Annotated in this window: 23 protein-coding genes; 18 read left to right on the top strand and 5 right to left on the bottom strand. The window is 68.3% G+C overall.

The features are described from left to right. Window positions 1–114 precede the first annotated feature (114 nt). The 7 genes from IG196_RS27260 (at window position 115) to IG196_RS27230 (ending at window position 9,256) form a co-directional block, all read left to right on the top strand. Window positions 115–1,287: an isovaleryl-CoA dehydrogenase gene (locus IG196_RS27260; RefSeq protein WP_192193807.1), complete on the top strand. Its 1,173-nt coding sequence runs from the start codon at window positions 115–117 to the stop codon at window positions 1,285–1,287. Window positions 1,288–1,431: 144 nt separating this feature from the next. After that, window positions 1,432–3,114 carry an AMP-binding protein gene (locus IG196_RS27255; protein WP_192193806.1) on the top strand — a complete coding sequence of 561 codons (1,683 nt, stop codon included), beginning with the start codon at window positions 1,432–1,434 and terminating at the stop codon, window positions 3,112–3,114. Next, entirely contained in the window at window positions 3,111–4,733 is a 1,623-nt protein-coding gene (locus tag IG196_RS27250; protein WP_099793203.1) for a carboxyl transferase domain-containing protein, read from the top strand. Before IG196_RS27255 ends, IG196_RS27250 begins: the two co-directional genes overlap by 4 nt. A gap of 13 nt (window positions 4,734–4,746) precedes the next feature. Beyond that, window positions 4,747–5,541: an enoyl-CoA hydratase/isomerase family protein gene (locus tag IG196_RS27245; protein ID WP_192193805.1), complete on the top strand. Its 795-nt coding sequence runs from the start codon at window positions 4,747–4,749 to the stop codon at window positions 5,539–5,541. A 19-nt stretch (window positions 5,542–5,560) separates the two neighbouring features. Further along, window positions 5,561–6,232, top strand: a complete 672-nt coding sequence (locus IG196_RS27240; protein WP_192193804.1) for a DUF4126 domain-containing protein — start codon at window positions 5,561–5,563, stop codon at window positions 6,230–6,232. Continuing rightward, a complete protein-coding gene (locus IG196_RS27235) occupies window positions 6,225–8,228 on the top strand; it encodes an acetyl/propionyl/methylcrotonyl-CoA carboxylase subunit alpha (protein ID WP_192193803.1) in 2,004 nt (667 codons plus the stop codon). The genes IG196_RS27240 and IG196_RS27235 overlap by 8 nt, the downstream gene beginning before the upstream one ends. Before the next feature lie 59 nt (window positions 8,229–8,287). Next, on the top strand, window positions 8,288–9,256 hold the full coding sequence (locus IG196_RS27230) for a DUF4349 domain-containing protein (protein ID WP_192193802.1): 969 nt from the start codon (window positions 8,288–8,290) through the stop codon (window positions 9,254–9,256). Window positions 9,257–9,281: 25 nt separating this feature from the next. Here IG196_RS27230 and IG196_RS27225 read toward each other — a convergent pair whose 3' ends face one another. Then, window positions 9,282–9,596: an EthD family reductase gene (locus IG196_RS27225; protein ID WP_192193801.1), complete on the bottom strand. Its 315-nt coding sequence runs from the start codon at window positions 9,594–9,596 to the stop codon at window positions 9,282–9,284. Window positions 9,597–9,683: 87 nt separating this feature from the next. Between IG196_RS27225 and IG196_RS27220 the strand changes: the two genes are divergently transcribed. The 8 genes from IG196_RS27220 (at window position 9,684) to IG196_RS27185 (ending at window position 16,793) form a co-directional block, all read left to right on the top strand. Continuing rightward, window positions 9,684–10,604 carry a 2-hydroxyacid dehydrogenase gene (locus IG196_RS27220; protein WP_192193800.1) on the top strand — a complete coding sequence of 307 codons (921 nt, stop codon included), beginning with the start codon at window positions 9,684–9,686 and terminating at the stop codon, window positions 10,602–10,604. A gap of 90 nt (window positions 10,605–10,694) precedes the next feature. Next, window positions 10,695–11,444, top strand: a complete 750-nt coding sequence (locus IG196_RS27215) for an IclR family transcriptional regulator (protein ID WP_192193799.1) — start codon at window positions 10,695–10,697, stop codon at window positions 11,442–11,444. Continuing rightward, on the top strand, window positions 11,441–11,839 hold the full coding sequence (locus tag IG196_RS27210) for a cupin domain-containing protein (protein ID WP_192193798.1): 399 nt from the start codon (window positions 11,441–11,443) through the stop codon (window positions 11,837–11,839). Before IG196_RS27215 ends, IG196_RS27210 begins: the two co-directional genes overlap by 4 nt. Window positions 11,840–11,863: 24 nt before the next feature. Then, entirely contained in the window at window positions 11,864–12,877 is a 1,014-nt protein-coding gene (locus IG196_RS27205; RefSeq protein ID WP_192193797.1) for a Bug family tripartite tricarboxylate transporter substrate binding protein, read from the top strand. A 133-nt stretch (window positions 12,878–13,010) separates the two neighbouring features. After that, window positions 13,011–14,237: a CaiB/BaiF CoA transferase family protein gene (locus IG196_RS27200; protein WP_192193796.1), complete on the top strand. Its 1,227-nt coding sequence runs from the start codon at window positions 13,011–13,013 to the stop codon at window positions 14,235–14,237. Next, window positions 14,234–15,403, top strand: coding sequence for an acyl-CoA dehydrogenase family protein (locus tag IG196_RS27195; protein ID WP_192193795.1), 1,170 nt, complete (start codon window positions 14,234–14,236; stop codon window positions 15,401–15,403). The genes IG196_RS27200 and IG196_RS27195 overlap by 4 nt, the downstream gene beginning before the upstream one ends. A 9-nt stretch (window positions 15,404–15,412) precedes the next feature. Continuing rightward, window positions 15,413–15,709, top strand: a complete 297-nt coding sequence (locus tag IG196_RS27190) for an acylphosphatase (protein WP_192193794.1) — start codon at window positions 15,413–15,415, stop codon at window positions 15,707–15,709. 163 nt (window positions 15,710–15,872) lie between these two features. Beyond that, entirely contained in the window at window positions 15,873–16,793 is a 921-nt protein-coding gene (locus tag IG196_RS27185) for a hydroxymethylglutaryl-CoA lyase (protein ID WP_192193793.1), read from the top strand. Window positions 16,794–16,806: 13 nt separating this feature from the next. Here IG196_RS27185 and IG196_RS27180 read toward each other — a convergent pair whose 3' ends face one another. The 4 genes from IG196_RS27180 to nirB are packed head-to-tail and all read right to left on the bottom strand — an operon-like array spanning window position 16,807 to window position 22,333. Next, window positions 16,807–18,558 carry a bifunctional protein-serine/threonine kinase/phosphatase gene (locus IG196_RS27180; RefSeq protein WP_192193792.1) on the bottom strand — a complete coding sequence of 584 codons (1,752 nt, stop codon included), beginning with the start codon at window positions 18,556–18,558 and terminating at the stop codon, window positions 16,807–16,809. Window positions 18,559–18,587: 29 nt separating this feature from the next. After that, window positions 18,588–19,400 carry a formate/nitrite transporter family protein gene (locus tag IG196_RS27175; RefSeq protein WP_192193791.1) on the bottom strand — a complete coding sequence of 271 codons (813 nt, stop codon included), beginning with the start codon at window positions 19,398–19,400 and terminating at the stop codon, window positions 18,588–18,590. Between the two features lie 47 nt (window positions 19,401–19,447). Beyond that, complete coding sequence (gene nirD, locus IG196_RS27170; protein WP_192193790.1) at window positions 19,448–19,789, bottom strand: nitrite reductase small subunit NirD; 342 nt, start codon at window positions 19,787–19,789, stop codon at window positions 19,448–19,450. Between the two features lie 24 nt (window positions 19,790–19,813). Then, on the bottom strand, window positions 19,814–22,333 hold the full coding sequence (nirB, locus tag IG196_RS27165) for a nitrite reductase large subunit NirB (RefSeq protein WP_192193789.1): 2,520 nt from the start codon (window positions 22,331–22,333) through the stop codon (window positions 19,814–19,816). Between the two features lie 451 nt (window positions 22,334–22,784). On the opposite strand from nirB, the gene IG196_RS27160 reads away from it, so the two are divergent. The 3 genes from IG196_RS27160 to IG196_RS27150 are packed head-to-tail and all read left to right on the top strand — an operon-like array spanning window position 22,785 to window position 24,180. Beyond that, complete coding sequence (locus tag IG196_RS27160) at window positions 22,785–23,273, top strand: YbaK/EbsC family protein (RefSeq protein WP_056577405.1); 489 nt, start codon at window positions 22,785–22,787, stop codon at window positions 23,271–23,273. Beyond that, the gene (locus IG196_RS27155; protein WP_225616819.1) at window positions 23,270–23,539 is read left to right on the top strand and encodes a DUF1289 domain-containing protein; all 270 of its coding nucleotides are present in this window, start codon (window positions 23,270–23,272) and stop codon (window positions 23,537–23,539) included. Before IG196_RS27160 ends, IG196_RS27155 begins: the two co-directional genes overlap by 4 nt. Continuing rightward, the gene (locus IG196_RS27150) at window positions 23,536–24,180 is read left to right on the top strand and encodes a 2-hydroxychromene-2-carboxylate isomerase (protein ID WP_101490498.1); all 645 of its coding nucleotides are present in this window, start codon (window positions 23,536–23,538) and stop codon (window positions 24,178–24,180) included. The genes IG196_RS27155 and IG196_RS27150 overlap by 4 nt, the downstream gene beginning before the upstream one ends. Window positions 24,181–24,227: the final 47 nt, after the last annotated feature.

The raw sequence follows: 24,227 nt of genomic DNA, 5'->3' as shown, positions 1-24,227 counted from the left end.
TTTGCAACCATTGTGGCGCCAATTGCGGCGCGACGAGGCGTAAGCTGCGACCTTTCAAGCGCCATTCCGCGCGGGCAGCCCTGCGCGCCGACCCCCTCAGAGGAGACAAGACTCATGCACGATTTCGGCCTCAACTTCGACCTGGGCGAGGACATCGACGCGCTGCGCAGCGCGATCCAGGACTTCGCCGCCAACGAAATCGCGCCCCGCGCCGCCGAGATCGACCGCGACAACCTGTTCCCGCACGACCTGTGGCAAAAGCTCGGCGAGCTGGGCCTGCACGGCATGACGGTGAAGGAAGAATTCGGCGGCACCGAGCTGGGTTACCTGGCCCACATCGTGGCCATGGAAGAAGTCTCGCGCGCCTCGGCCTCGGTGGGCCTGTCGTACGGTGCGCACTCCAACCTGTGCGTGAACCAGATCCACCGCAACGGCAGCGACGCGCAGAAGAAGAAGTACCTGCCCAAGCTGGTGAGCGGCGAGCACGTGGGCGCGCTGGCCATGAGCGAGCCCAACGCCGGCTCCGACGTGGTGAGCATGAAGCTCAAGGCCGACAAGAAAGACGGCTACTACGTGCTCAACGGCGGCAAGATGTGGATCACCAACGGCGGCGACGCCGACACGCTGGTCATCTACGCCAAGACCGAACCCGAAATGGGCGCGCGCGGCATGACCGCCTTCATCGTCGAAAAGAACTTCAAGGGCTTCTCGGCGGGCACCAAGCTCGACAAGCTCGGCATGCGCGGCTCCAACACCTACCCGCTGTTCTTCGACAACTGCGAAGTGCCCGAAGAGAACGTGCTCGGCGGCGAAGGCATGGGCGCCAAGGTGCTGATGAGCGGCCTCGACTACGAGCGCGCCGTGCTCTCGGGCGGCCCGCTGGGCATCATGGCCGCCTGCATGGACGCCGTGATTCCGTACATCCACGAGCGCCAGCAGTTCGGCCAGAGCATCGGCGAGTTCCAGCTGATGCAGGGCAAGATCGCCGACATGTACTCGACCTGGCAGGCCACCCGCGCCTACGTGTACGCCGTGGGCAAGGCCTGCGACCGCAACGACCACGCGCGCACCTTCCGCAAGGACGCGGCCGGCGCCATCCTGTACTCGGCCGAGAAGGCAACCTGGATGGCCGGCGAGGCGGTCCAGACGCTGGGCGGCGTGGGCTACACCAAGGACTTCCCGGTCGAGCGGCTGTGGCGCGACGCCAAGCTGTACGAGATCGGCGCGGGCACGAGCGAAGTGCGCCGCATGCTGATTGGCCGCGAGCTGTTCGCTGAAACGGCCTAAGCTGTTTTTCTCCCTCCCCTTCCGGGGGAGGGCAGGGGTGGGGGCAAGCGGCGTTCGATGAAGCACAGCGCCGAACAATCGCCGCTTGCCCCCATCCCAACCTTCCCCCGGAAGGGGAAGGAGCAAGTCAAGGAGACAAGGAACATGAGCATGACTGCTGCGTTGACCGAGAGCTACGGCAAGGGCGCCACCAACGTCCCCCTCATCGAACACCCCATCGGCGACTTCTTCGACGACATGGTCGACAAGCAGCCCGAGCGCGAAGCCCTCGTCAGCCGCCACGAAGGCCGGCGCTTCACCTACCGTGAGCTGCAGACCGCATCGAACCGCCTCGCGAGCGCGCTGCTGAACCTGGGGCTCGTGCCCGGCGACCGCGTGGGCATCTGGTCGCACAACAACGTGCCCTGGGTGCTGATGCAGATCGCGACCGCCAAGGTCGGCCTGATCCTCGTGAACATCAACCCCGCCTACCGCACCTCGGAGCTCGAGTACGCGCTCAACAAGGTCGGCTGCAAGGCGCTGGTGACGATGGCGCAGTTCAAGACCAGCGACTACCTGGGCATGCTGCGCGAGCTGGGCCCGGCGAAGCTGCCGCAGCTGCTGCACACCTTCTGGATCGACGCCAAGCCTGGCCAGGGCGACGAACAGCCCGGCATGCGCCGCTTCAGCGAGCTGCTGGCCAGCGGCGATGCGGCCGATGCGCGCGTGGCCGCCACGCAGAAGACGTTGAAGGCCACCGACCCGATCAACATCCAGTTCACCAGCGGCACCACGGGCTTCCCCAAGGGCGCGACGCTCACGCACCGCAACATCCTGAACAACGGCTTCTTCATCGGCGAGTGCATGAAGCTCACGCCGGACGACCGCCTGTGCATTCCGGTGCCGCTGTACCACTGCTTCGGCATGGTGCTGGGCAACCTGGCCTGCCTCACGCACGGCTCGGCCATCGTGTACCCGAACGACGGCTTCGATCCGCTCACGGTGCTCGAAACGGTACAGGCCGAGAAGTGCACGGGCCTGCACGGCGTGCCCACGATGTTCATCGCCGAGCTGGACCATCCGCGCTTCAAGGAGTTCGACTTGTCGACCTTGCGCACCGGCATCATGGCCGGCTCGCCGTGCCCGACCGAGGTGATGAAGCGCGTGGTCGACCAGATGCATCTGAACGAGATCACCATCGCCTACGGCATGACCGAGACCAGCCCCGTGAGCTGCCAGAGCAGCACCGACACGCCGCTGGACAAGCGCGTGTCGACCGTGGGCACGGTGCAACCGCACCTCGAAGTGAAGATCATCGACCCCGAGACCGGTGCGGTCATGCCCATCGGCAAGTCGGGCGAGCTGTGCACGCGCGGCTACTCGGTGATGCACGGCTACTGGGAAGACGAACCCCGAACGCGCGAAGCCATCGATGCCGAGCACTGGATGCACACCGGCGACCTCGCCACGATGGACGCCGAGGGCTACGTGAACATCGTCGGCCGCATCAAGGACCTGGTGATCCGCGGCGGCGAAAACATCTACCCGCGCGAGATCGAAGAGTTCTTGTACCGCCATCCGAAGGTGCAGGACGTGCAGGTGGTCGGCCTGCCCGACAAGAAGTACGGCGAAGAGCTGTGCGCCTGGATCATCGTCAAGCCCGGCCAGACGGCCACGGACACCGAGATCCGCGATTTCTGCAAAGGGCAGATCGCGCACTACAAGGTGCCGAAGTACATCCAGTTCGTCTCCGAGTTCCCGATGACGGTGACCGGCAAGATCCAGAAATTCAAGATCCGCGATGCCATGACCGAACAGCTCGGTCTCACGCAAGAAAAGACAGCATGAGCAAACTCGAAACCAAACTGAATGCGCGTTCGGCCGACTTCCAGGCCAATGCGGCCGCGATGCGTGCGCTGGTCGACGACCTGCAAAAGCAGTTCGCGAAAGTGGAGCAGGGCGGCGGCGAAGCCGCGCGCGCCAAGCACACGGCGCGCGGCAAGCTGCTGCCGCGCGATCGCGTGGCCGAGCTGCTCGACCCGGGCACGCCCTTCCTCGAAATCGCGCCGCTGGCCGCGCATGCGATGTACCTCGACGGCAAGGGCGCCGAGTCGGCACCGGGCGCCGGCATCATCACCGGCATCGGCCGCGTGAACGGGGTCGACTGCATGATCGTGTGCAACGACGCCACCGTGAAGGGCGGCACCTACTACCCGCTGACCGTCAAGAAGCACCTGCGCGCGCAGGAGATCGCCGAGCAGAACCGCCTGCCCTGCATCTACCTGGTCGACTCGGGCGGTGCCAACCTGCCGAACCAGGACGAGGTGTTTCCGGACCGCGATCACTTCGGCCGCATCTTCTACAACCAGGCCAACATGAGCGCCCAGGGCATTCCGCAGATCGCGGTGGTCATGGGCTCGTGCACGGCCGGCGGCGCGTACGTGCCGGCGATGAGCGACGAATCGATCATCGTGAAGAACCAGGGCACCATCTTCCTGGGCGGCCCGCCGCTCGTGAAGGCCGCCACCGGCGAGGTCGTGTCGGCCGAAGACCTGGGCGGCGGCGACGTGCACACGCGCCTGTCGGGCGTGGTCGATCACCTGGCGCAGAACGACCTGCACGCGCTGGCGCTCGCGCGCTCGGCGGTCGCCAACCTGAATGCGAAGTCGGCAGAGAAGCCGGACGGTGCCGCGGTGCGTGCGCCCGAGTTCCCGCGCGAAGAGCTGTACGGCGTGATTCCCACCGACACGCGCAAGCCCTTCGACGTGCGCGAGATCATTGCGCGCATCGTCGACGGCAGCGAGTTCCACGAGTTCAAGGCCCGCTTCGGCGCCACGCTGGTCTGCGGCTTTGCCGAGATCGAGGGCATGCCGGTCGGCATCATCGCGAACAACGGCATTTTGTTCAGCGAGTCGGCGCAGAAGGGCGCGCACTTCATCGAGCTGTGCTGCCAGCGCAAGATCCCGCTGGTGTTCTTGCAGAACATCACCGGCTTCATGGTGGGCCGCAAGTACGAGAACGAAGGCATCGCGCGCCACGGCGCCAAGATGGTGACGGCCGTGGCCACGGCCAACGTGCCCAAGTTCACGATCATCATCGGCGGCAGCTTCGGCGCCGGCAACTACGGCATGTGCGGCCGCGCGTACAGCCCGCGCTTCCTCTGGATGTGGCCCAACGCGCGCATCAGCGTGATGGGCGGCGAGCAGGCCGCGAGCGTGCTGGCCACCGTGAAGCGCGACGGCATCGAACTGAAGGGCGGCAGCTGGAGCGCCGACGAAGAAGAAGCCTTCAAGGCGCCGATCCGCCAGCAGTATGAAGACCAGGGCCACCCCTACTACGCCACCGCGCGCCTGTGGGACGACGGCATCATCGATCCGGCCGACACGCGCCGCGTGCTGGCACTGGGCCTGGCCGCATCGCGCAACGCGCCCATTCCAGAGCCGAAGTTCGGCATCTTCCGCATGTGACGAGGGCCACCGCATGAGCAGCACCTTCACCAAGCTGAACCTCGCCATCGACGGCGCGGTGGCACGCATCTGGCTCGACCAGCCCGACGCGCGCAACGCCTTCGACGACGTCGTGATCGCCGAGCTGACGCAGGCGTTCCTTGAAGCCGGCGGCGCGCCGCAGGTCAAGGCCGTCGTGCTCGGCGCGAACGGCCCGGCCTTCTGCGCGGGCGCCAACCTCAACTGGATGCGCCGCATGGCCGACTACACCCGCGACGAGAACCTCGCCGACGCGGGCAAGCTGGCCGACATGCTGCGCACCATCGCCGAGTGCCCCAAGCCCACCATCGCGCGCGTGCAGGGCGATGTGTATGCGGGCGGCATGGGGCTCGTGGCCGCGTGCGACATGGCCGTGAGCGTCGACACCGCGTGGTACTGCCTCAGCGAAGTGAAGATCGGCCTCGTGCCCGCGACCATCAGCCCGTACGTGCTGCGCGCCATGGGCCCGCGCGCGTCGCAGCGCTACTTCCTCACGGCCGAACGCTTCACCGCCGCCGAGGCGCACCGCATCGGCTTCGTGCATGAAGTGGTGGCCGCCGACGCGCTCGACGCCAAGGTCGACGAGCTGCTGAAGGCGCTCACCGGCGCCAGCCCCGCCGCCGTGCGTGCCTGCAAGCAGCTGATCGCCGACGTGGCCGGCCGCGAGATCGACGGCGCGCTCATCGCCAAGACCGTCGAAGGCATCGCCGACATCCGTTCGAGCGACGAAGGCCGCGAGGGCGTGCAGGCTTTCCTGCAGAAGCGCAAGCCGTCCTGGCTCGCCGGCTGACAGCCAAGCAAGGACCGCCATGAACGCACTCGACATGCCGCAACTGCTCGCACTGGCCGCCGCCATCGGCTGGGCCAGCGGCGTGCGTTTGTACCTCGTCGTGCTGCTGACCGGCCTGGTCGGCTACTTCGGCTGGGTGCCGCTGCCCTCGGGGCTGCAGATGCTCGCGCATCCAATCGTGCTCGCGGTCAGCGGCTTCATGGTGTTGGTCGAGTTCTTCGCCGACAAGATCCCCGGCCTCGACTCGCTGTGGGACGTGGTGCACACGGCGATCCGCATCCCCGCCGGTGCGGCGCTCGCGGCCAGTGTGTTCGGTGCTGACCATGGCGCCATGGCCGTCGTGGCGGCGCTGCTGGGCGGCGGCTTCGCGGCCACGGCGCATGCGGCCAAGGCCACCACGCGCGCGGCCATCAACACCTCGCCCGAACCGTTCTCGAACGTCGGTGCGTCGCTGGTCGAAGACTCGATGGTGCCGGCCGGGCTGTGGCTCGCGGTGGCGCATCCGTTGGTCTTTCTGGTGCTGTTCGTCTTCGTGCTCGTGCTCAGCGTGTGGCTGATCCGCAAGAGCTGGCGCTTTCTGCGCGCGCTGTTCAGCCGCGTGGCACGCATCTTCAGCGGCCGGCCCGATCCGGGCGTCACGTCCGCTTTTCAACTGAAAAAGAATCCTCCGGGAGACACTCCGAATGTTTAAGAAGATCCTGATTGCCAATCGTGGCGAGATTGCCTGCCGCGTCGCGGCCACTGCGCGCCGCATGGCCATCCGCACGGTCGCCGTGTACTCCGATGCCGACGCGCATGCCAACCACGTGCGCGCCTGCGACGAGTCGGTGTACCTCGGCGGCAGCGCCCCGAAGGACAGCTACCTGCGCTGGGAAAAGATCCTCGAAGCCGCCAAGGCCACGGGCGCCGAAGCCGTGCACCCGGGCTACGGCTTCCTGAGCGAGAACGAAGAGTTCGCACAGGCCTGCGCCGACGCCGGCCTGGCCTTCATCGGCCCGCCGCCCTCGGCGATCAAGGCCATGGGCCTGAAGGCCGAGTCGAAGCAACTGATGGAAAAGGCCGGCGTGCCGCTGGTGCCCGGCTACCACGGCAGCGACCAGGACCCGGCGCTGCTGCAGCGCGAAGCCGACCGCATCGGCTACCCGGTGCTCATCAAGGCCAGCGCCGGCGGCGGTGGCAAGGGCATGCGTGCGGTCGACAAGGCCGCCGACTTCGAGGCCGCGCTGGCCTCGTGCAAGCGCGAAGCCATCAACAGCTTCGGCGACGACGCGGTGCTGATCGAGAAGTACGTGCAGCGCCCGCGCCACATCGAGATCCAGGTGTTCGGCGACACGCAAGGCAACTACGTCTACCTGTTCGAGCGCGACTGCTCGGTGCAGCGCCGCCACCAGAAGGTGCTCGAAGAGGCGCCCGCGCCCGGCATGACCGAGGCGATGCGCAAGGAAATGGGCGATGCGGCCGTGGCCGCGGCACGCGCCGTGAACTACGTGGGTGCGGGCACCGTCGAGTTCATCGTCGAGCAGCGCGAAGGCGGCGAGATGAACTTCTTCTTCATGGAGATGAACACGCGCCTGCAGGTGGAGCATCCGGTGACGGAAGCGATCACCGGCCTCGACCTCGTCGAATGGCAGCTGCGCGTGGCCTCGGGCGAGCCGTTGCCTGCCAAGCAATCGGAACTGCAGATTCACGGCCACGCCATCGAGGCGCGCATCTGCGCCGAGAACCCCGACAACAACTTCCTGCCTGCCACCGGCACGCTGCGCGTGTACCGCAAGCCGCAAGCCACGGCGTTCCAGCGCAGCCGCGTGCGCATCGACGACGGTGTGCGCGAGGGTGGCGAGATCTCGCCCTTCTACGACTCGATGATCGCCAAGCTCATCGTGCACGGCAGCACGCGCGCCGAAGCGCTGGCCCGGCTCGACGCCGCGCTGGCCCAGGTGCAGATCGTGGGCGTGTCGACCAACGTGCAGTTCCTGCGCGGCATCCTGGCGACCGAGTCGTTCTCGAAGGCCAACCTCGACACCGCGCTCATCGAGCGCGAACGCGCCGTGCTGTTCGACCGCGAGCCGCTGGGCCTGCCGCTGGCCGCGGCCGCCGCCATCACGCGCACGTTGGTCACCGAAGCACCGGTCGGCGTGCCCGACCCCTTCGAGCGCCGCGACGGCTGGCGTGCGCACGGCGAGTACAAGCGCCGCTTCGACTTCGAGTTCCGCGGCGCCGAGCACAGCGCGCTGCTGACCTACCGCCGCGACGGCGGCCTGAACCTGGAAGTGGGCGGCGTGAATGGCCCGCTGACGGTCGGCCGCTTTCCCACGGGCGAGTTCGAGCTCGAATTCGCGGGCACGCGCCAGACCCTCGACGTGCACCTGGACGGCGCCACCGCCCACGTGTTCGCGTCGAAGGGCGCCACGCGCCTCACGGCCATCGACCGCCTCGCCCACGCGGGCGACACCCACGCCGAAGGTGGCCGCCTCACGGCGCCGATGCCCGGCAAGGTCGTGTCCTTCGCGGTCAAGGCCGGCGACAAGGTCAGCCGAGGCCAGCCGCTGGCCGTGATGGAAGCCATGAAGATGGAACACACCATCGCCGCGCCGGCCGACGGCACGGTGGAAGAACTGATGTTCTCGCCGGGCGAGCAGGTGGCGGAAGGCGACGAATTGTTGCGAATGGCTGCGGCAGCCGCTTAACCCCGATCCGGGCGCTCGCCCGTATCAGCGGTGGTAGTCATTCTTTTCAAGGAGTCCTGATGATCCGCCGCACCCTTTCCGTGTCGACACCTCGCGCCGCCGTGCGCCATCGCGCGGGCGCTGTCCTGCTGGCCCTGGCGGCCGCCCTGTCGCTGGCCGGCTGCGACCGCCAGCGCAGTGCCGAGTCGGCCGCGCCGGCCTCCGCGCCCATGCCGGCACCGCCGATGGGCTATGGCGGCGGCATGGCCATGAAAGAACAGAGGGCGCGCGCGCCGCAGGCCGAGATCGCCGCGTCGCAGTCCGATGAGGCGCGGCAGGGCAGCGGCGAGACCGCGCTGCAGCGCTTCCTGGCCGTGCGGCAGGACCTGAACGTCGAGGTGCCGGCCGAACAGCTCGCCGATGCCTGGGGCAAGGTGCGCGACCTGTGCGGCACGCTGAAGTGCGAACTGCTGTCGTCGTCGCTGCTGCGCGAGACGCCGCAGCAGCCGGGCAACGCGCTGCTTGAAATGCGCGTGGAACCTGCCGACGTCGACAAGCTGCTCGGCGGCCTGGCCGGTGTGGCGAATGTGGTCTCGCACACCACCACCAGCGAGGACAAGACCTCCGAGGTGATCGACGTCGAGGCCCGCATCAAGAACCGCACCGAGTTTCGCGACAGCCTGCGCGTGATGCTGCGCGACACCGTCACCAAGCGCACCATGGCCGACCTGCTGGCGATCCAGCGCACGCTGTCGGACACGCAAGCCGAGCTCGACGCCATCGCCACCCAGCGCAAGGTGCTCGCGCAGCAGACCAGCAAGCAGCACATCCAGATCCAGTTCACGCCCAAGCGCGCGCTGGTGCAGGGCGGCGACAGCTACAGCCCGATGGCGCACGCGCTGCGCAACGCAGGCGACGTGCTGGCCGAAAGCGTGGGCGCGCTCATCACCTTCGTGGCCGCGGCGCTGCCGTGGCTGCTGCTGGTGGTGCTGCCCGTGGGATGGCTGGTGCGGGTGCTGTGGCGTCGCCGCCGGACCGGCAAGGCCTGAGTCCGCTCAGAAGCGAAGTGGGGCGTCAGCCCACCACCACTTCACTGATCTGCATCACCGGCACGATGTCGGTGTAGTTCTTGATGTCGCCCTGGATCTCCTTCATGTGCGGGCCGAAGGCCTTCTGGAAGGACTCGACCGATTCGGCGAACACGTGGGACATGCCGACATACGTGGGCGGCGTGCCCGGTGCGCCGCCGCCCAGGCCCTTGTCGATGGTGTACGAGAGGCAGGCGTCGCCCATGCGGGCCTTGAGCATCGGCATGTGCTGGTCGCGGTAGTAGTCGTGGTCGAACCGCGCGCCGGGGGTGTGGGGGTACATCACGCTGACTTTGATCATTTGAGGTGTCTCCTGGGTGGCTGAATGCGGTCGAGCATAGGAGATGGGGCCCGACGCAACAAGCCGGTGCCTTCTAAGATGGCGGCCATGCGAATCTCCGTCTACCTCACCGACAACCGTCCCGATCCCTGGATCGATGGCCTCAAGGCCGAACTCCCCGAAGCCACCATCGAAGCCTGGGCGCCCGGCGCGCCGCAGGCCGACCACGGCGTGGTGTGGGCACCGCCCCAGCAGTTTCTCGACGAGCAGCCCGACCTGCGCGGCCTGTTCAACATCGGCGCGGGCGTCGATGCGCTGCTCAAGCTCAAGGTGCCGGCGCACACGCGCATCGTGCGGCTCGACGACGCGGGCATGTCGGTGCAGATGGCCGAGTACGTGTGCCACACGCTCATTCGCCACTTTCGCGAGTTCGACGTGTACGAGGCCGATGCGCGCGAAGGCAAGTGGAGCTACCGCAAGCCGAAGCTGCGGCGCGATTTTCCGGTTGGCATCATGGGCCTGGGCGTGCTCGGCGAGCGCGTGGCCAAGGCCGTGGCGCAGTTTGAATTTCCGGTGCTCGGCTGGAGCCGTTCGCCCAAGGCGCTCGACGGCGTGCAGGTGTTCAGCGGCGACGAGCAGTTCGACGAGTTCCTGGCCTCCACGCGCGTGCTGGTCAACCTGCTGCCGCTGACCGAGTCCACGCGCGGCATCCTCAACCGCACGACGCTGGGCAAGCTCAAGCCCGAGGGCTACCTCATCAGCATCGCGCGCGGCGGCCACCTGGTCGAAGACGACCTGATCCCGATGCTCGACGCCGGCCAGCTCGCGGGCGCGACGCTCGACGTGTTCCAGGTCGAGCCGCTGCCGGCCGACCACGCCTTCTGGCGCCACCCGAAGATCACCGTGACGCCGCACGGCTCGGCGCGCACGCTGCGCGAGGAGTCCATTGCCCAGATCGCCGGAAAGATCCGCGCGATGGAGCAGGGCCTGCCGATCGCCGGCATCGTCGATCCCGTCCGGGGCTACTGACGCCCCTGCGCCGACGACGAACCGGCTGAAACGCGGCCGGCGGGGGAAAACCCCGACGCATTTGTTTTTCACATACGAGAAAATTTCTTCATGGTTGTGAAAACTGCGTTTCGCGTGATCGAGATCGTCGAGCTCTTTGCCCGGGAGAAGCAGCCGCTGGCCCTGTCCGAGATGGCGCGGCTGCTCGAGATGCCGGTGTCCAGCTGCCTGGGCCTGATCCGCACGCTCGAAGAGCAGGGCTACATGTACGAGACCGGCCGCCGCCAGGGCTACTACCCGACGGGCCGGCTGCTGGCGATGGCACAGGTCATCGCCGCGCACGACCCGGTGCTCGACCGGGTGAAGGCCACGCTCGAAGAACTGCGCGACGCCGCGGGCGAGACCGTGGTGTTCGGCAAGTTCCGCGATGCGGAAAACGTCGTCTATCTCGACGTGCTGAGCGCGCCGCAGCGCATCCGCTACACGGCCGAGTCGGGCGAAACGCGGCCCGCGTATGCCAATTCGATGGGCCGCGCGCTGCTGTCCACGCTCACGCCCGAAGCGCGTCGCAAGCGGCTCGACGGCATGACGCTCACGCCCCTGACCGACGCCACGCTCACCACCGCCGACGCCATCGAGGCCGAGCTGCAGCGCGGCGCCGCGCGCGGCTGGTACGGCAACCTCGGCGAAAGCATTCCCGACCTGATAGGCCTGGCCTGGCCGCTGCGCATCGGCGGCGAGGCCTACGCGATCTCGGTGGCCGGCCCGCGCTACCGCATGGAATCGCGCATCGACGACATCGCCGCGATGCTGCGCGCGGCCTGCCTCGCCATCGAACCCAAGACGGAGAACCCCCGATGACTGCAACCGCCACCGCTGCTGCGCGCTACTTCGTCCGCGAGGACGAGATCACGGGCTACCACCCGGCCAACCACACCGGCACGCTGAACAAGCGCCTCATCGGCCCCGAGACCGTGGGTGCTAAGCAGCTCGAGGTGCTGGTGGGCCACATCCAGAAGGGCAAGGGCGCGCTGCCGCATGCGCACCCGGGCATCGAACAGGTCTGCTACATGCTCGAAGGCCGCGCGGTCGCCGAGGTGGGCGGCCAGCGGCAGGAGCTGCATCCTGGCGACAGCTGTTTTTTTCCGGCCGACGCGATGCACACCTTCACGGTGGTGAGCGACGAGCCGGTGCGCGTGCTGGTGATCTACAGCCCGCCGTACGAGGAATCGCCGGAGCGCGTGATCCGGCCCTGAACGACAACCCCCGGAGACACAACCATGCAGACGAAGAACGCGACAGAAACAGTCGCGGTGGAAAGCCGCCGCCGCTTCATTGCCCTCGGTGCCGCCGCGGGCCTCGCGGGCACCGCGCCCTGGGCCTTTGCGCAGGACGGCGGTTACCCGAAGCAGCCGATCAAGCTGATCGTTCCTTTCGCCGCCGGCAGCGGCACCGACGCGGTGGCGCGCATCACCGCGCAGATGCTGGGCGAGGCGCTCAAAGGCTCGGTGATCGTCGACAACCGCGCCGGCGCCAGCGGCGTGATCGCGGCCGAGCTGGTGGCCAAGGCACCGCCCGACGGCTACACGCTCTTCATGACGACCAACACCACGCACTCGGCCAACCCGAGCCTGATGAAGTCGCTGCCCTACGACCCGGTGAAAGACTTCGCGCCCGTGAGCCGCATGGGCAACCTGCCGTTCATGCTGGTGGTGAACAATGACCTGCCCGTGAAGAGCGTGGCCGAGCTGCTGGCCTGGGGTCGTGCGCATCCCGGCAAGCTGACCTACGCCAGTGGCAACAGCACCGGCATCGTGAGCGGCGCCACGCTGTCGCGCATGAGCGGCATCCCGATGCTGCACGTACCCTACAAGAGCACGCCGCCGGCCATCGCCGACCTCATCGGCGGACAGGTGTCGATGATGGTGGTCGACCTCGCCGCGGGGCTTGCCACGGTCAAGGCCGGCAAGATGCGTGCGATTGCGGTCACCACGCAGGAGCGCACCAAGCTCTTTCCCGAACTGCCGCCGCTGGCCGACACACCCGAGCTCAAGGGCTTCGACATCACCTCGTGGAACGGCGTGTTCGCCCCGGCCGGCACGCCGCGCGACGTCGTGCTGAAGCTCAACAAGGCGCTGTCGGAGATGGCGAACGGTGCGGTGTTTCGCGAGCGCGTGAGCAGGCTGGGCTTCGATGCGTTCGGCAGCACGCCGGAAGAACTCGGGGCGTTCACTGTGTCCGAGCTGGCGAAGTGGAAGAAGCTGATTCAGGCTGCGGGCATTCAACCGGAATGAGCTTCGCATCGTCGAACTTGAATTTCTCCCTCCCCTCCCGGGGGAGGGCCGGGGTGGGGGCAAGCGGCGCTCATTGCGGGCGCTCTGCCCGCCCCCATCCCAGCCTTCCCCCGGAAGGGGAAGGAGCAAAGACATGAACACCTTCGGACCTCTTCAGGGCATCCGCATCCTCGACCTCACGGCCGTGGTGATGGGCCCGTACGCCACGCAGACCCTCGGCGACCTCGGCGCCGACATCATCAAGGTCGAGCCGCCCTCCGGCGACAACCTGCGCGCCGTCGGCCCGATGCGCCATGCGGGCATGGGCGCGATGGCGATGCACCTGAACCGCAACAAGCGCTCCATCGTGCTCGACCTCAAGCAGCCCGAAGGCCGCGAGGCGTGCCTCCGGCTCGCGGCGGGTTGCGATGCGCTCATCTACAACACGCGCCCGCAGGCGATGGCGCGGCTGGGGCTCGGCTACGACGCCGTCGCCGCGGTCAATCCGAAGATCGTCTACCTCGGCGCCTTCGGCTACGGCGAAGAAGGCCCGTATGCCGGCAAGCCCGCGTACGACGACCTGATCCAGGGCGCGGCCGGCGTTGCTTCGCTCTTTGCGCAGCAAAGCGGCGGTGCGCCGCGCTACGCGCCCGTCACGCTGGCCGACCGCGCCGTGGGCCTGCAGGCCGCCATCGCGCTGCTCGCCGCCGTGCTCAGCGCGCAGCGCACCGGCCAGGGCCAGTCGGTGGAGGTGCCGATGTTCGAGGCGCTCTCGCAGTTCGTCATGGGCGACCACCTCGGCGGCCACAGCTTCGAGCCGCCGCTCGGGCCCACCGGCTACGCGCGCCTGCTCGCGGAGCACCGCAAGCCCTACGCCACGGCCGACGGTTATCTCGGCGTGCTCATCTACAACGACAAGCACTGGCAGGCCTTCTTCGACGTGATCGGCCGGCCCGAGCTGCGCGCCTCGCCGATGTTCGGCACGCACACGGCGCGCGCCGCGAACATCGGCGCGGTCTATGCGTTCGTCGCCGAGGTGATGGCCAAGCGCGGCAGCGACGAATGGATGGCGCTGCTGGAGGCGGCCGACATTCCCGTCGCACGCCTGCACACGACCGAGAGCCTGCTCGACGACCCGCACCTGCGCGCCGTCGATTTCTTCCCCGAGTTCGACCACCCGACCGAAGGCCGCATCCGCACGCTCGCGCCCGTCGGCCGCTACAGCGCCACGCCTGCGGCCATCCGCCGGCCTGCGCCGCGCATCGGTGAGCAGAGCGTCGAGCTGCTGCGCGAAGCGGGCTACGCGGACGAAGCCATCGACCGGATGCTCGCGCGCGGCGTCACGCTGCAGCCGGGCCCCATGAAAGACAACAGCGAATGAATTTCTCCCTGAACGAAGACCAGCGCTCGCTCGTCGCGGCCATCGAGCGCCTGTGCGAAGACTTCCCCATCGACTACTGGCGTGACCACGACGACCGCGCCGTGTTCCCGCACGAGTTCCACCGCGCCGTCGCCGACAGCGGCTGGCTCGGCATCGCCATGCCCGAGGCGCAGGGCGGTGCGGGGCTCGGCATCACCGAGGCGGCGCTGATGATGCGTGCCGTCAGCGCCTCGGGCGCGGGCATGTCGGGCGCGTCGTCGGTGCACATGAACATCTTCGGCCTCAACCCGGTGGTGGTGTTCGGCACCGAGGCGCAGCGCCAGCGCTTTTTGCCTCCGCTCATCGCGGGCACCGAGAAAGCCTGCTTCGCCGTGACCGAGCCCGATGCGGGGCTCGACACCACCAGCCTCAAGACGCAGGCGGTGCGCCAGCCGAACGGCAGTTACCTGCTGCACGGACGCAAGATCTGGATTTCGACCGCGCAGGTGGCCGATCGCATGCTGATCCTCACGCGCACCACGCCGCTCGATCAGGTGAAGAAGCCCACGCAGGGCCTCACGCTGTTCTACACGGCGCTGGACCGCAGCAAGGTCGAGGTGCGCGAGATCCACAAGCTGGGGCGCGCGGCGGTCGACTCCAACATGCTCTTCATCGACGGCCTCGAGGTGCCCGAAGAAGACCGCATCGGCGAGGAAGGCCGCGGCTTCGAGTACATCCTGCACGGCCTGAACCCCGAGCGCATCCTGATCGCGGCCGAAGCCATCGGCATCGGCCGCGCCGCGCTGCGCATCGCGGCGCAGTACGCACAGGAGCGCGTCGTTTTCGGCCGGCCCATCGGCCAGAACCAGGGCGTGGCGCATCCGCTCGCGCGTGCCTGGGCCAACCTGGAAGCGGCCGACCTGATGGTCTTCAAGGCCGCCACGCTGTACGACACGGGCGAGCCCTGCGGCATCGAGGCCAACGCCGCCAAGTACCTCGCGGCCGAAGCGGCGCACGACGCCTGCCAGAACGCCGTGCTCACGCTCGGTGGCATGGGGTACGCGAAGGAATACCACGTTGAGCGTTTGCTGCGCGAGAGCTACATTCCGCGCATTGCACCTGTGAGCCCGCAGATGATCCTGAACTTCATCGCCGAGAAGGCACTGGGGCTGCCGAAGTCGTACTGACCACTGCTCATGAACCCACACGCCACCGTCACCCGCCACCTCGTCGTCCACGGCCTCGTGCAGGGCGTGGGCTATCGCTGGTCGATGGTGCAGGCCGCGCAGCGGCTCGGCGTGCGCGGCTGGGTGCGCAACCGGCGCGACGGCAACGTGGAAGCGCTGGTGGCCGGCGAAGCCGATGCGGTCGAAGCGCTGGTGCACTGGGCGCGCCAGGGGCCTGCCGGTGCGCGCGTGGATGCGGTCGATGTGAACGAGGCCGACGCTACGGACGATCTGCCCGACGGTTTCGGGCAGCGCGAAACCGTCTAGCGGCGGTTTTCCTGCGGAGCCACCGGTTGGCACCATTTGCAACCCCACAGGCGCGCATTGCTACCTTCTGCGACTTGTGTACCAAGCAGCGCAAGCCCATGTGTCAGACAATCGAAGCCGGTTTTTCAGCATCCTCCCGCGACAGCGACACAAGAGACATCCCATGAAACTCCCCGCCCAGGTCAAGCTCGTCGACGTCGGTCCGCGCGACGGCCTCCAGAACGAAAAGCAACCCGTGTCCGCCGAGGTCAAGATCGGCCTCGTGCACCGCCTGCAGGACGCCGGCCTGAAGGAGATCGAGGTCACCAGCTTCGTCTCGCCCAAGTGGGTGCCGCAGATGGCCGACAACGCCGAGGTGATGCACGGCATCACGCGCAAGCCGGGCGTTCTCTACTCGGTGCTCACGCCCAACTTGAAGGGCTTCGAGGCCGCCATTGCCGCGCCGCGCGAAGAATGGCCCGACGAGATCGTGGTGTTCGGCGCCGCGAGCGAGGCCTTCAGCCAGAAGAACATCAACTGCTCGATCGCCGAGAGCATCGAGCGCTTCGCGCCCGTGGTCGAGGCGGCACGCGCGAAGGGCATCGCCGTGCGCGGCGCGATGTCGTGCACGGTGGGCTGCCCCTACGAAGGCGAGATCGATCCGTCCAAGGTCGGCTACCTCGCGCAACTGATGAAGGGCATCGGCGTGCAGCGCGTGGACGTGGCCGACACCATCGGCGTGGGCACGCCGCGCAAGGTGCAGGCGGCCATGGAGGCCACGCTGGCGCACTTCGATGTCGACGCCATCTCCGGCCACTTCCACGACACCTATGGGCAGGCGCTGGTCAACACGCTGGCGGCGCTCGAACTGGGCGTGTGGAACTTCCAGTCGTCGTCGGCCGGCCTGGGTGGCTGTCCCTATGCCAAGGGCGCGACGGGCAACGTCGCGACGGAAGACGTGGTCTACATGCTGCACGGCATGGGCATCGCGACCGGCATCGACCTGGACAAGCTGATCGACGCGGGCGTGTACATCAGCGAAGCACTGGGCCGCGAACCGAACTCGCGCGCCTCGAAGGCCATCCGCACCAAGCGCGCGGGCTGAGCCCTCTTTCGTCTCAGCGTCCGAAGGCGCGCAGCCCCAGCAGCACGACCACCGCCGCGGCCAGCAGCACGGTGGTGCACTGCCAGAAGAGCACGGGGCGGCGCTCGATCAGCGGTGGCATGCGCGCGCTGAGGAATTCCGGGCCCGGCGTGCGCAGGTCGTGCACGAACTCCGACACCGCCTGCTGCCGCTTCGCGGCCTGCGGATGCAGCGCCTTCTGCAATACGGCATCGACCCACGCGGGCAGCTCGGGCCGCAGGTGGCGCACCGGCACGTAGCGCAGGCGCCCCACATCGGCCGGCGTGCGGATGCGTGACACCTGCAGGCCGTAGGGCAGCTGGCCGCACAGCATCTGGTAGACGATCGCGGCCAGCGAGAACAGGTCGGAGCGCGCGCTGCCGCCGTGGCCGGTGAAGTATTCGGGCGCGGTGTACTGCAGCGTGCCTTCGATGGCGAGCGCGCGGGCTTCGCCGCTGCCGTCGGCCAGGCCCGCTACGTGGGTCGAGGCCAGGTCGATGATCTTCACGGTGCCGGTGCGGTCGATCATCACGTTCTCGGGCCGCAGGTCCTGGTGCAGCATCTCCTTGCCGTGCAGCGCCTGCAGCCCGCGCGCGAGCTGCGCGACGATGCCGCGCACGCTGTCCAGGTCGGGCCGGGGGTGGTCGACCATCCACTGCGCAAGCGTGTGGCCGTCGACGTACTCCATGGCCACGTACAGGTGCGCGCGCGGGCGCTCGACGGCGCTGGCCTTGAGCACGTGCGGGCTGTCGATGCGCCGCGCCACCCACTCCTCGAGCACGAAGCGGTCGAGGTAGTCGGGGTCGTCGCGCAGGTCGACCGAGGGCAGCTTCAGCACGGTGGGCTGGCCGGTGGCGTCGTCGGTGGCCAGGTAGACGTGGCTGCGCGAACTCATGTGGATTTCGCGCACGAGGCTGAAGCCCTCGAAGCGGGCGCGCGGCGCGAGCGCCGGCGGCATCGCCAGGCCTTCGCGCTGCAATTGCGCGGGCGGCGCGGCGGCGTCGGGCAGCTCGTCGATGCGCAGCAGCTGCACCGTGATGTCATCGGTGCTGCCCCGGGTGCGCGCAGCCTCCGTGAGCCAGCGCGCTGCGTCGTCGAAGTCGTCCGCGTGCAGCGCCAGCGCCTCGTGCACGGCGGCGGCGTCCAGGTGCGTGTAGGCGCCGTCGGTGGCCAGCAGGTAGACCTCGCCCACCTCCGCTTCCCAGCATCGATGGTCGATCTCGACATGCGCGCCCGCGCCCAGCGCGCGCCCGAGGTACGACTCGACCGACGACACGCGCACGCGGTGGTCCTCGGTGAGCTGTTCGAGCGCGCCGGCGTGCAGCCGGTGGATGCGCGCATCGCCCACATGCAGCAGGTGCGCGTCGCGGCCCTTGAGGATCAGCGCGCTGAAGGTGCAGACGTAGCCGCTGTCCTTGTCGAAGCGCGCGTCGCTGCGCTGGGTCTGCGCATGCAGCCAGGCGTTGGTGGCGCCGAGCACGCGCTGTGCGGCGCGCTGCACCGACCACGTGTCGGAGGTCGCGTAGTAGTCGTCGAGAAAGCCGCGCACGGCCGCCGCGCTCGCCACCTGGCTCACGCGGCTGGAGCCGATGCCGTCGGCCAGCGCCACGGCGATGCCCTTGGACGCGCGCAGCGTGCCCTCGGGCAGCATGGCGCCGTGGAAGTCCTGGTTGACCGGCGCGTGGCTCCCCGCCAGCGAGTGCTGGCCGAGCGTCACGCGCAGCTGCTTGCGCGGCGGCGCGGGCATGCGAACGATGATGTTGCTGCTGCTGCGGTTCAGCCGATCACGCGCTTGGCGGCCGTCTTGTAGTGCGTGGCGTACAGCGTGAGGCCCACGAAGGTCAGGCCGCCGACGAGGTTGCCGACCACGGTGGGCAGTTCGTTCCAGATCAGGTAGTCCATGAAGGTGAACTTGCCGCCCAGCATCAGGCCGGCGGGGAACAGGAACATGTTGACGATCGAGTGTTCGAAGCCCATGTAGAAGAAGATCATCACGGGCATCCACATGCCGATGGCCTTGCCCGACACGGTGGTCGACATCATGGCCGCGACCACGCCGGTCGAGACCATCCAGTTGCACATCACGCCGCGAATGAACAGCGTGAGCATGCCGGCGGCGCCGTGCGCGGAGTAGCCCAGCGTGCGGCCTTCGCCGATGTGGCCGAGCTTCTCGCCGATGGCGTTGGGCGCTTCGCTGAAGCCGAAGGTGAAGATGATCGCCATGAACACCGCGACCGTCAGCGCGCCGGCGAAGTTGCCGACGAACACCAGGCTCCAGTTGCGCATCACGCCGCCCCAGGTGGCGCCGGGGCGCTTGTCGAGCACGGCCAGCGGCGCCAGCGTGAACACGCCGGTGAGCAGGTCGAAGCCCATCAGGTACAGCATGATGAAACCGACCGGGAACAGCATCGCGCCCACCAGCGCATTGCCGGTGTTCACGGTGATGCTCACGGCGAAGGCCGCGGCCAGCGCGAGGATGGCACCGGCCATGTACGAGCGGATCAGCGTGTCGCGCGTGGACATCAGCAGCTTGGATTCACCGGCATCGACCATCTTGGTCACGAATTCGGCAGGAGCGAGGTAGGCCATTCGGAGTCCTTGGAGAGAGGCTGAAAAAAAGGAAGAGGGGACGGTCGTCAGGCGAGCGCGACCAGCACGCGGCCGTCTTCGACGCGCACTGCATGCGCGCGCACCGAGTGCTCGGGCGCCTCGAGGCATTCGCCGCTGCGCAGGTCGAAGTGGTTCTTGTAGAGCGGCGAGGCCACGACGATGCGGTCGCCCAGGCTGCCGACCAGCCCGCGCGAGAGCACGCTGGCGCCGGCCTTGGGGTCGACGTTGTCGATGGCGAAGAGCGAGGGCTCCTGGCCGACGCGGAAGATCGCCACGTGCACGCCGTCGACCAGCGCGCACACGCCGGTGTCGGGGAGGATGTCGCCGGCGGCGCACACGGCGGTCCAGGTCAGGGTGTCTGTGGTCATGGGGTTTCCTTCGTTGTCGGTCGCTCAGGCGGCGCTGGTTTCGCGGCGCTCTTCGGGGCGTGCGGGGCGGTTCTGGCCGCGCTCCTGCACGAAGACGATGTGCTCGTCGGGCTTCTCGCTGTTCACGAAGGAGCGGAAGCGCTGGCGCGTGGCGGGGTCGGTCACGGCGGTCTTCCATTCGCACTGGTAGGTGTCGACCACGTGCTGCATCTGCGTCTCGAGTTCGGCGCCCAGGCCCAGCGTGTCCTGCAGCAGCACGCCCTTGAGGTAGTCGAGGCCGCCTTCGAGGTTCTCGCGCCAGGTGCTGGTGCGCTGCAGGCGGTCGGCCGTGCGCACGTAGAACATCAGGAAGCGGTCGATCATGCGGATCAGGTCGGCCTTGGTGAGGTCGCTCGCCAGCAGCTCGGCGTGGCGCGGCTTCATGCCGCCGTTGCCACACACGTAGAGGTTCCAGCCCTTGTCGGTGGCGATGATGCCGACGTCCTTGCCCTGCGCCTCGGCGCATTCGCGGGTGCAGCCCGACACGCCGAACTTGATCTTGTGCGGCGCGCGCAGGCCTTTGTAGCGGTTCTCCAGTTCGACGGCCAGGCCGACGCTGTCGTCCACGCCGTAGCGGCACCAGGTGGAGCCCACGCAGCTCTTCACCGTGCGCAGCGACTTGCCGTAGGCATGGCCCGACTCGAAGCCGGCGGCGATGAGTTCTTCCCAGATGGACGGCAACTGCTCGACGCGCGCGCCGAACATGTCCACGCGCGCACCGCCGGTGATCTTGGTGTACAGGCCGTACTTCTTGGCCACCTGGCCCACGGCGATCAGCCCGTCGGGCGTGACCTCGCCGCCGGGCATGCGCGGCACCACGGAGTAGGTGCCGTCCTTCTGGATGTTGCCCAGGAAGTAGTCGTTGCTGTCCTGCAGGCCGGCCAGGTCTTTCTTGAGCACGAACTCGTTCCAGCACGAGGCGAAGATGCTCGCGGCGGTCGGCTTGCAGATGTCGCAGCCCAGGCCCTTGCCGTGCTTCGTGAGCAGGTCGGCGAAGCTGCGGATCTCGCCCACGCGGATGAGGTGGTACAGCTCCTGGCGCGAGTAGGGGAAGTGCTCGCACAGGTGGTTGTTCACGGCCATGCCGCGCTTGGCCATTTCCATCTTCATGACCTGCGTGACCAGCGGCACGCAGCCGCCGCAGGTGGCGCCGGCCTGGGTGCAGGCCTTCATCTCGGCGGGCGTGCACGCGCCCTGGCCCACGGCCTCGCAGATCTGGCCTTTGGTGACGCTGTTGCACGAGCAGATCTGCGCGCTGTCGGGCAGGGCCTCGACGCCCAGGCCCGGCTTGGCCTTGCCGTCGCTGGACGGCAGGATGAGGAACTCGGGCTCGTCGGGCAGCGCGATGCCGTTGAGCGCCAGCTGCAGCAGCGTGCCGTACTCGCTGGCGTCGCCGACCAGCACCGCGCCCAAGAGCTGCTTGCCGTCTTCGCTGACGACGATCTTCTTGTAGACCTGCTTGCGCTCGTCGATGTATTGGTAGGCGCGCGACTTCGGTGTCTTGCCGTGCGCGTCGCCGATGCTGGCGACGTCGACGCCCATCAGCTTGAGCTTGGTGCTCAGGTCGGCGCCGGTGAAGGCGGCGTCGTCCTGGCCGGCGATGTGGCGGGCGGCCACGCGGGCCATGTCGTAGCCCGGCGCGACGAGGCCGAAGGTCTGTTCGTTCCACGAGGCGCATTCGCCGATGGCGTAGACGTTGCGGTCGCTGGTGCGGCAGTGGCTGTCGATCGCCACGCCGCCGCGCGGGCCCACGGCCAGCAGGCTCTGGCGCGCCAGTTCGTCGCGCGGGCGGATGCCGGCGGAGAACACGATCATGTCGGTCTCCAGGTGCGTGCCGTCGGCGAACACCATGCGGTGCCGTGCGCTCGCGCCGTCGACGATCTCCACCGTGTTGCGGCCGGTGTGCACATGAAGGCCCAGCGCTTCGATGCTGCCGCGCAATGCACGGCCGCCGCCTTCGTCGACCTGCACGGCCATGAGGCGCGGCGCGAACTCGACCACGTGTGTTTCCAGGCCCATGTCGCGCAGCGCCTTGGCGCATTCCAGGCCCAGCAGGCCGCCGCCCACCACCACGCCGCTGCGCGACTTGGCGCCGCAGGCCTTCATGGCGTCCAGGTCCTCGATGGTGCGGTAGACAAAGCAGTTCGGCCGGTCGCGGCCCGGCACGGCCGGCACGAAGGGGTTGGAGCCGGTGGCCAGCACCAGCTTGTCGTAGGCGATCACCTCGCCGTCGGCCGTGGTGACGGTGTTGTTGCGCCGCTCGATGGCCGCCGCGCGGGCCGCCAGGCGCAGCGTGAAGCCGCTGCGCTCGAAGAAGCCGGACTCGACCAGCGACAGGTCGTCGGCCGTCTTGCCGGAGAAATATTCGGACAGGTGCACCCGGTCGTAAGCCGGGCGCGGCTCTTCGCACAGCACGGTGACCTGTGCGCCGGGAAGGCCGAGCGTGTGGAGTTGCTCGAGGAATTTGTGGCCGACCATGCCGTGGCCGATGACTGCGATCTTCATTGGGGGTCCTGCACGCAACCGGCCCTGGAAGGCGCCCCCTCAGCCGCTGTCGAACAGACAGCGTCGTTGGGGCCCCCGCGACGGAACGGATGCGAAATGGGTTGGAGCAGACGAACCGGCGGCGGGCGGCCATCGGTGCGCTTGAACCCCGCCGTCGTTAGCGGAGGCACTGCGAACCCGCCGCAGAGGCCGGTGGGTCGCAACCGTGTTCAGCAATAAGCGTGCCGCGCTCGAAAGCCCGTGTGGCGGGCCTCATCGGCCGATGGCGCACCGAAAGCGGACCGGGCGCGGCGCGGAACGCACGGGCGTCGTGCGCCGGCGCTCTCCGCATTGGTGCGCCGGGCTTGAAGGGTGAGCGGAGGCGGTGGCGTCGGTGCGCGGGGCTTTTCCGTATGCTCGGGGCCTTGCAACGCAGGGCGAACGCCCCCACGAACCTCGAAGAACTCTTGCCATGTGCGGCTCCGAACTCCATTCCCTCCCTGAAGGTGTCCAGCGCGTCTCCCGCGTGCTGCAGGACGCCGGCCACCCCCATGCGCCCCGCATGCTCGACGACGCCTGCCGCACCGCGCAGCAGGCTGCCGACGCGCTCGGCATCTCGGTCGGGCAGATCGCCAAGAGCATCATCTTCCGCCGCAAGAGCGACGAAGCGGCGGTGCTGGTCATCACCTCGGGCGACAAGCGCGTCGACGAGAAAAAGGTCGATGCCATCGTCGGCAAGACCGGCCGCGCCGACGCCGACTTCGTGAAGGCGCGCACCGGCTTCACCATCGGCGGCGTGTCGCCGGTGGGCCATGTGACGAAACCCGTGGTGCTGATCGACCGCGAGCTGTTCCGCTTCGAGGAAATCTGGGCCGCTGCGGGCCACCCGCATGCCGTGTTCCAGCTGCACCCGAACGATTTAGAGAAGCTCACCGGCGCGCCGGTGGCCGACGTGGTGTGAACTTCGACGAAGCGCACGCGCTCGCCGACCGCGCCACCGCCGTGCAGCGCATGGAGGGCGAGGTGCCGTCGCCGTGCTCGTCGGTGTGCCGCATGGACCGCCTGAGCGGCTTCTGCGAAGGGTGCCTGCGCACCATTCCCGAGATCGCCGGCTGGAGCAAGATGGAAGACGACACGCGGCGCCAGGTGTGGCGCGCGATCGAACTGCGCGCCCAGGCGGGCATCTGGCGCGTGCCCGAAACCACCCCCGGAGACACCGACGCATGAAGCACATCGACTTTTATCTCGACTTCATTTCGCCCTACGCGCACCTCGCGTTCGAGCACCTGCCCGAGGCGCTCGAAGGCCTGAGCGTGAGCGTGGCCTACAAGCCCGTGCTGCTGGGCGCGCTGCTCAAGCACCACGGCCAGCTCGGCCCGGCCGAGATTCCTTCCAAGCGCAGCTGGACCTACCGCCACGTGCTGTGGCTGGGCCAGGCGCACGGCATCCCCATCGAGATGCCGGCCTCGCATCCTTACAACCCGCTGCCGCACCTGCGCCTGGCCGTGGCCACGGGCGACGACGGCAGCATCAACCGCCTGGCGGCCGAGACCCTCTTTCGCCACGTGTGGCGCGGCGGTGAAGAAGCGGGCGACGCCACGCGGCTGGCCGCGCTCACCGCGCAGCTGCAACCGAAGCGCGATGTGAACGGCGACGAGAACAAGGCCTTGCTCAAGCGCAACACCGACGAGGCCGTGGCGCAGGGTGTGTTCGGCGTGCCGTGCTACGTGGTCGACGGTCGCCTGTTCTGGGGCTTCGACGGCCTCGCGATGCTGCGCGCCTACCTGCAGGGCGACGCCTGGTTCGACGGTCCGCAATGGACCGGCGCCGACCAGCGGCCCTCCTTGCTGCGCAGCAGCAAGGGCTGAAAAGCCCGGATGAGGACAAACCCGCGCAGGGTCTTTGTTTCTTACAA

Origin of the sequence: Variovorax sp. 38R (assembly GCF_014843395.1) — a bacterium.
Classification (GTDB): domain Bacteria; phylum Pseudomonadota; class Gammaproteobacteria; order Burkholderiales; family Burkholderiaceae_C; genus Variovorax; species Variovorax paradoxus_H.
This window is presented reverse-complemented; position numbering and strand designations above follow the sequence as displayed.

What these genes read in the sequence shown, in the direction of transcription:
- IG196_RS27250 (WP_099793203.1), top strand. Translation starts at nt 3,111, where the DNA reads ATGAGCAAACTCGAAACCAAACTGAATGCGCGTTCGGCCGACTTCCAG.
- IG196_RS27150 (WP_101490498.1), top strand. Translation starts at nt 23,536, where the DNA reads ATGAAGCACATCGACTTTTATCTCGACTTCATTTCGCCCTACGCGCAC.
- IG196_RS27260 (WP_192193807.1), top strand. Translation starts at nt 115, where the DNA reads ATGCACGATTTCGGCCTCAACTTCGACCTGGGCGAGGACATCGACGCG.
- IG196_RS27245 (WP_192193805.1), top strand. Translation starts at nt 4,747, where the DNA reads ATGAGCAGCACCTTCACCAAGCTGAACCTCGCCATCGACGGCGCGGTG.
- IG196_RS27200 (WP_192193796.1), top strand. Translation starts at nt 13,011, where the DNA reads ATGAACACCTTCGGACCTCTTCAGGGCATCCGCATCCTCGACCTCACG.
- IG196_RS27190 (WP_192193794.1), top strand. Translation starts at nt 15,413, where the DNA reads ATGAACCCACACGCCACCGTCACCCGCCACCTCGTCGTCCACGGCCTC.
- IG196_RS27255 (WP_192193806.1), top strand. Translation starts at nt 1,432, where the DNA reads ATGAGCATGACTGCTGCGTTGACCGAGAGCTACGGCAAGGGCGCCACC.
- IG196_RS27210 (WP_192193798.1), top strand. Translation starts at nt 11,441, where the DNA reads ATGACTGCAACCGCCACCGCTGCTGCGCGCTACTTCGTCCGCGAGGAC.
- IG196_RS27180 (WP_192193792.1), bottom strand. Translation starts at nt 18,558, where the DNA reads ATGCCCGCGCCGCCGCGCAAGCAGCTGCGCGTGACGCTCGGCCAGCAC.
- IG196_RS27195 (WP_192193795.1), top strand. Translation starts at nt 14,234, where the DNA reads ATGAATTTCTCCCTGAACGAAGACCAGCGCTCGCTCGTCGCGGCCATC.
- IG196_RS27235 (WP_192193803.1), top strand. Translation starts at nt 6,225, where the DNA reads ATGTTTAAGAAGATCCTGATTGCCAATCGTGGCGAGATTGCCTGCCGC.
- nirD (WP_192193790.1), bottom strand. Translation starts at nt 19,789, where the DNA reads ATGACCACAGACACCCTGACCTGGACCGCCGTGTGCGCCGCCGGCGAC.
- IG196_RS27225 (WP_192193801.1), bottom strand. Translation starts at nt 9,596, where the DNA reads ATGATCAAAGTCAGCGTGATGTACCCCCACACCCCCGGCGCGCGGTTC.
- IG196_RS27220 (WP_192193800.1), top strand. Translation starts at nt 9,684, where the DNA reads ATGCGAATCTCCGTCTACCTCACCGACAACCGTCCCGATCCCTGGATC.
- nirB (WP_192193789.1), bottom strand. Translation starts at nt 22,333, where the DNA reads ATGAAGATCGCAGTCATCGGCCACGGCATGGTCGGCCACAAATTCCTC.
- IG196_RS27205 (WP_192193797.1), top strand. Translation starts at nt 11,864, where the DNA reads ATGCAGACGAAGAACGCGACAGAAACAGTCGCGGTGGAAAGCCGCCGC.
- IG196_RS27240 (WP_192193804.1), top strand. Translation starts at nt 5,561, where the DNA reads ATGAACGCACTCGACATGCCGCAACTGCTCGCACTGGCCGCCGCCATC.
- IG196_RS27215 (WP_192193799.1), top strand. Translation starts at nt 10,695, where the DNA reads ATGGTTGTGAAAACTGCGTTTCGCGTGATCGAGATCGTCGAGCTCTTT.
- IG196_RS27185 (WP_192193793.1), top strand. Translation starts at nt 15,873, where the DNA reads ATGAAACTCCCCGCCCAGGTCAAGCTCGTCGACGTCGGTCCGCGCGAC.
- IG196_RS27175 (WP_192193791.1), bottom strand. Translation starts at nt 19,400, where the DNA reads ATGGCCTACCTCGCTCCTGCCGAATTCGTGACCAAGATGGTCGATGCC.
- IG196_RS27160 (WP_056577405.1), top strand. Translation starts at nt 22,785, where the DNA reads ATGTGCGGCTCCGAACTCCATTCCCTCCCTGAAGGTGTCCAGCGCGTC.
- IG196_RS27230 (WP_192193802.1), top strand. Translation starts at nt 8,288, where the DNA reads ATGATCCGCCGCACCCTTTCCGTGTCGACACCTCGCGCCGCCGTGCGC.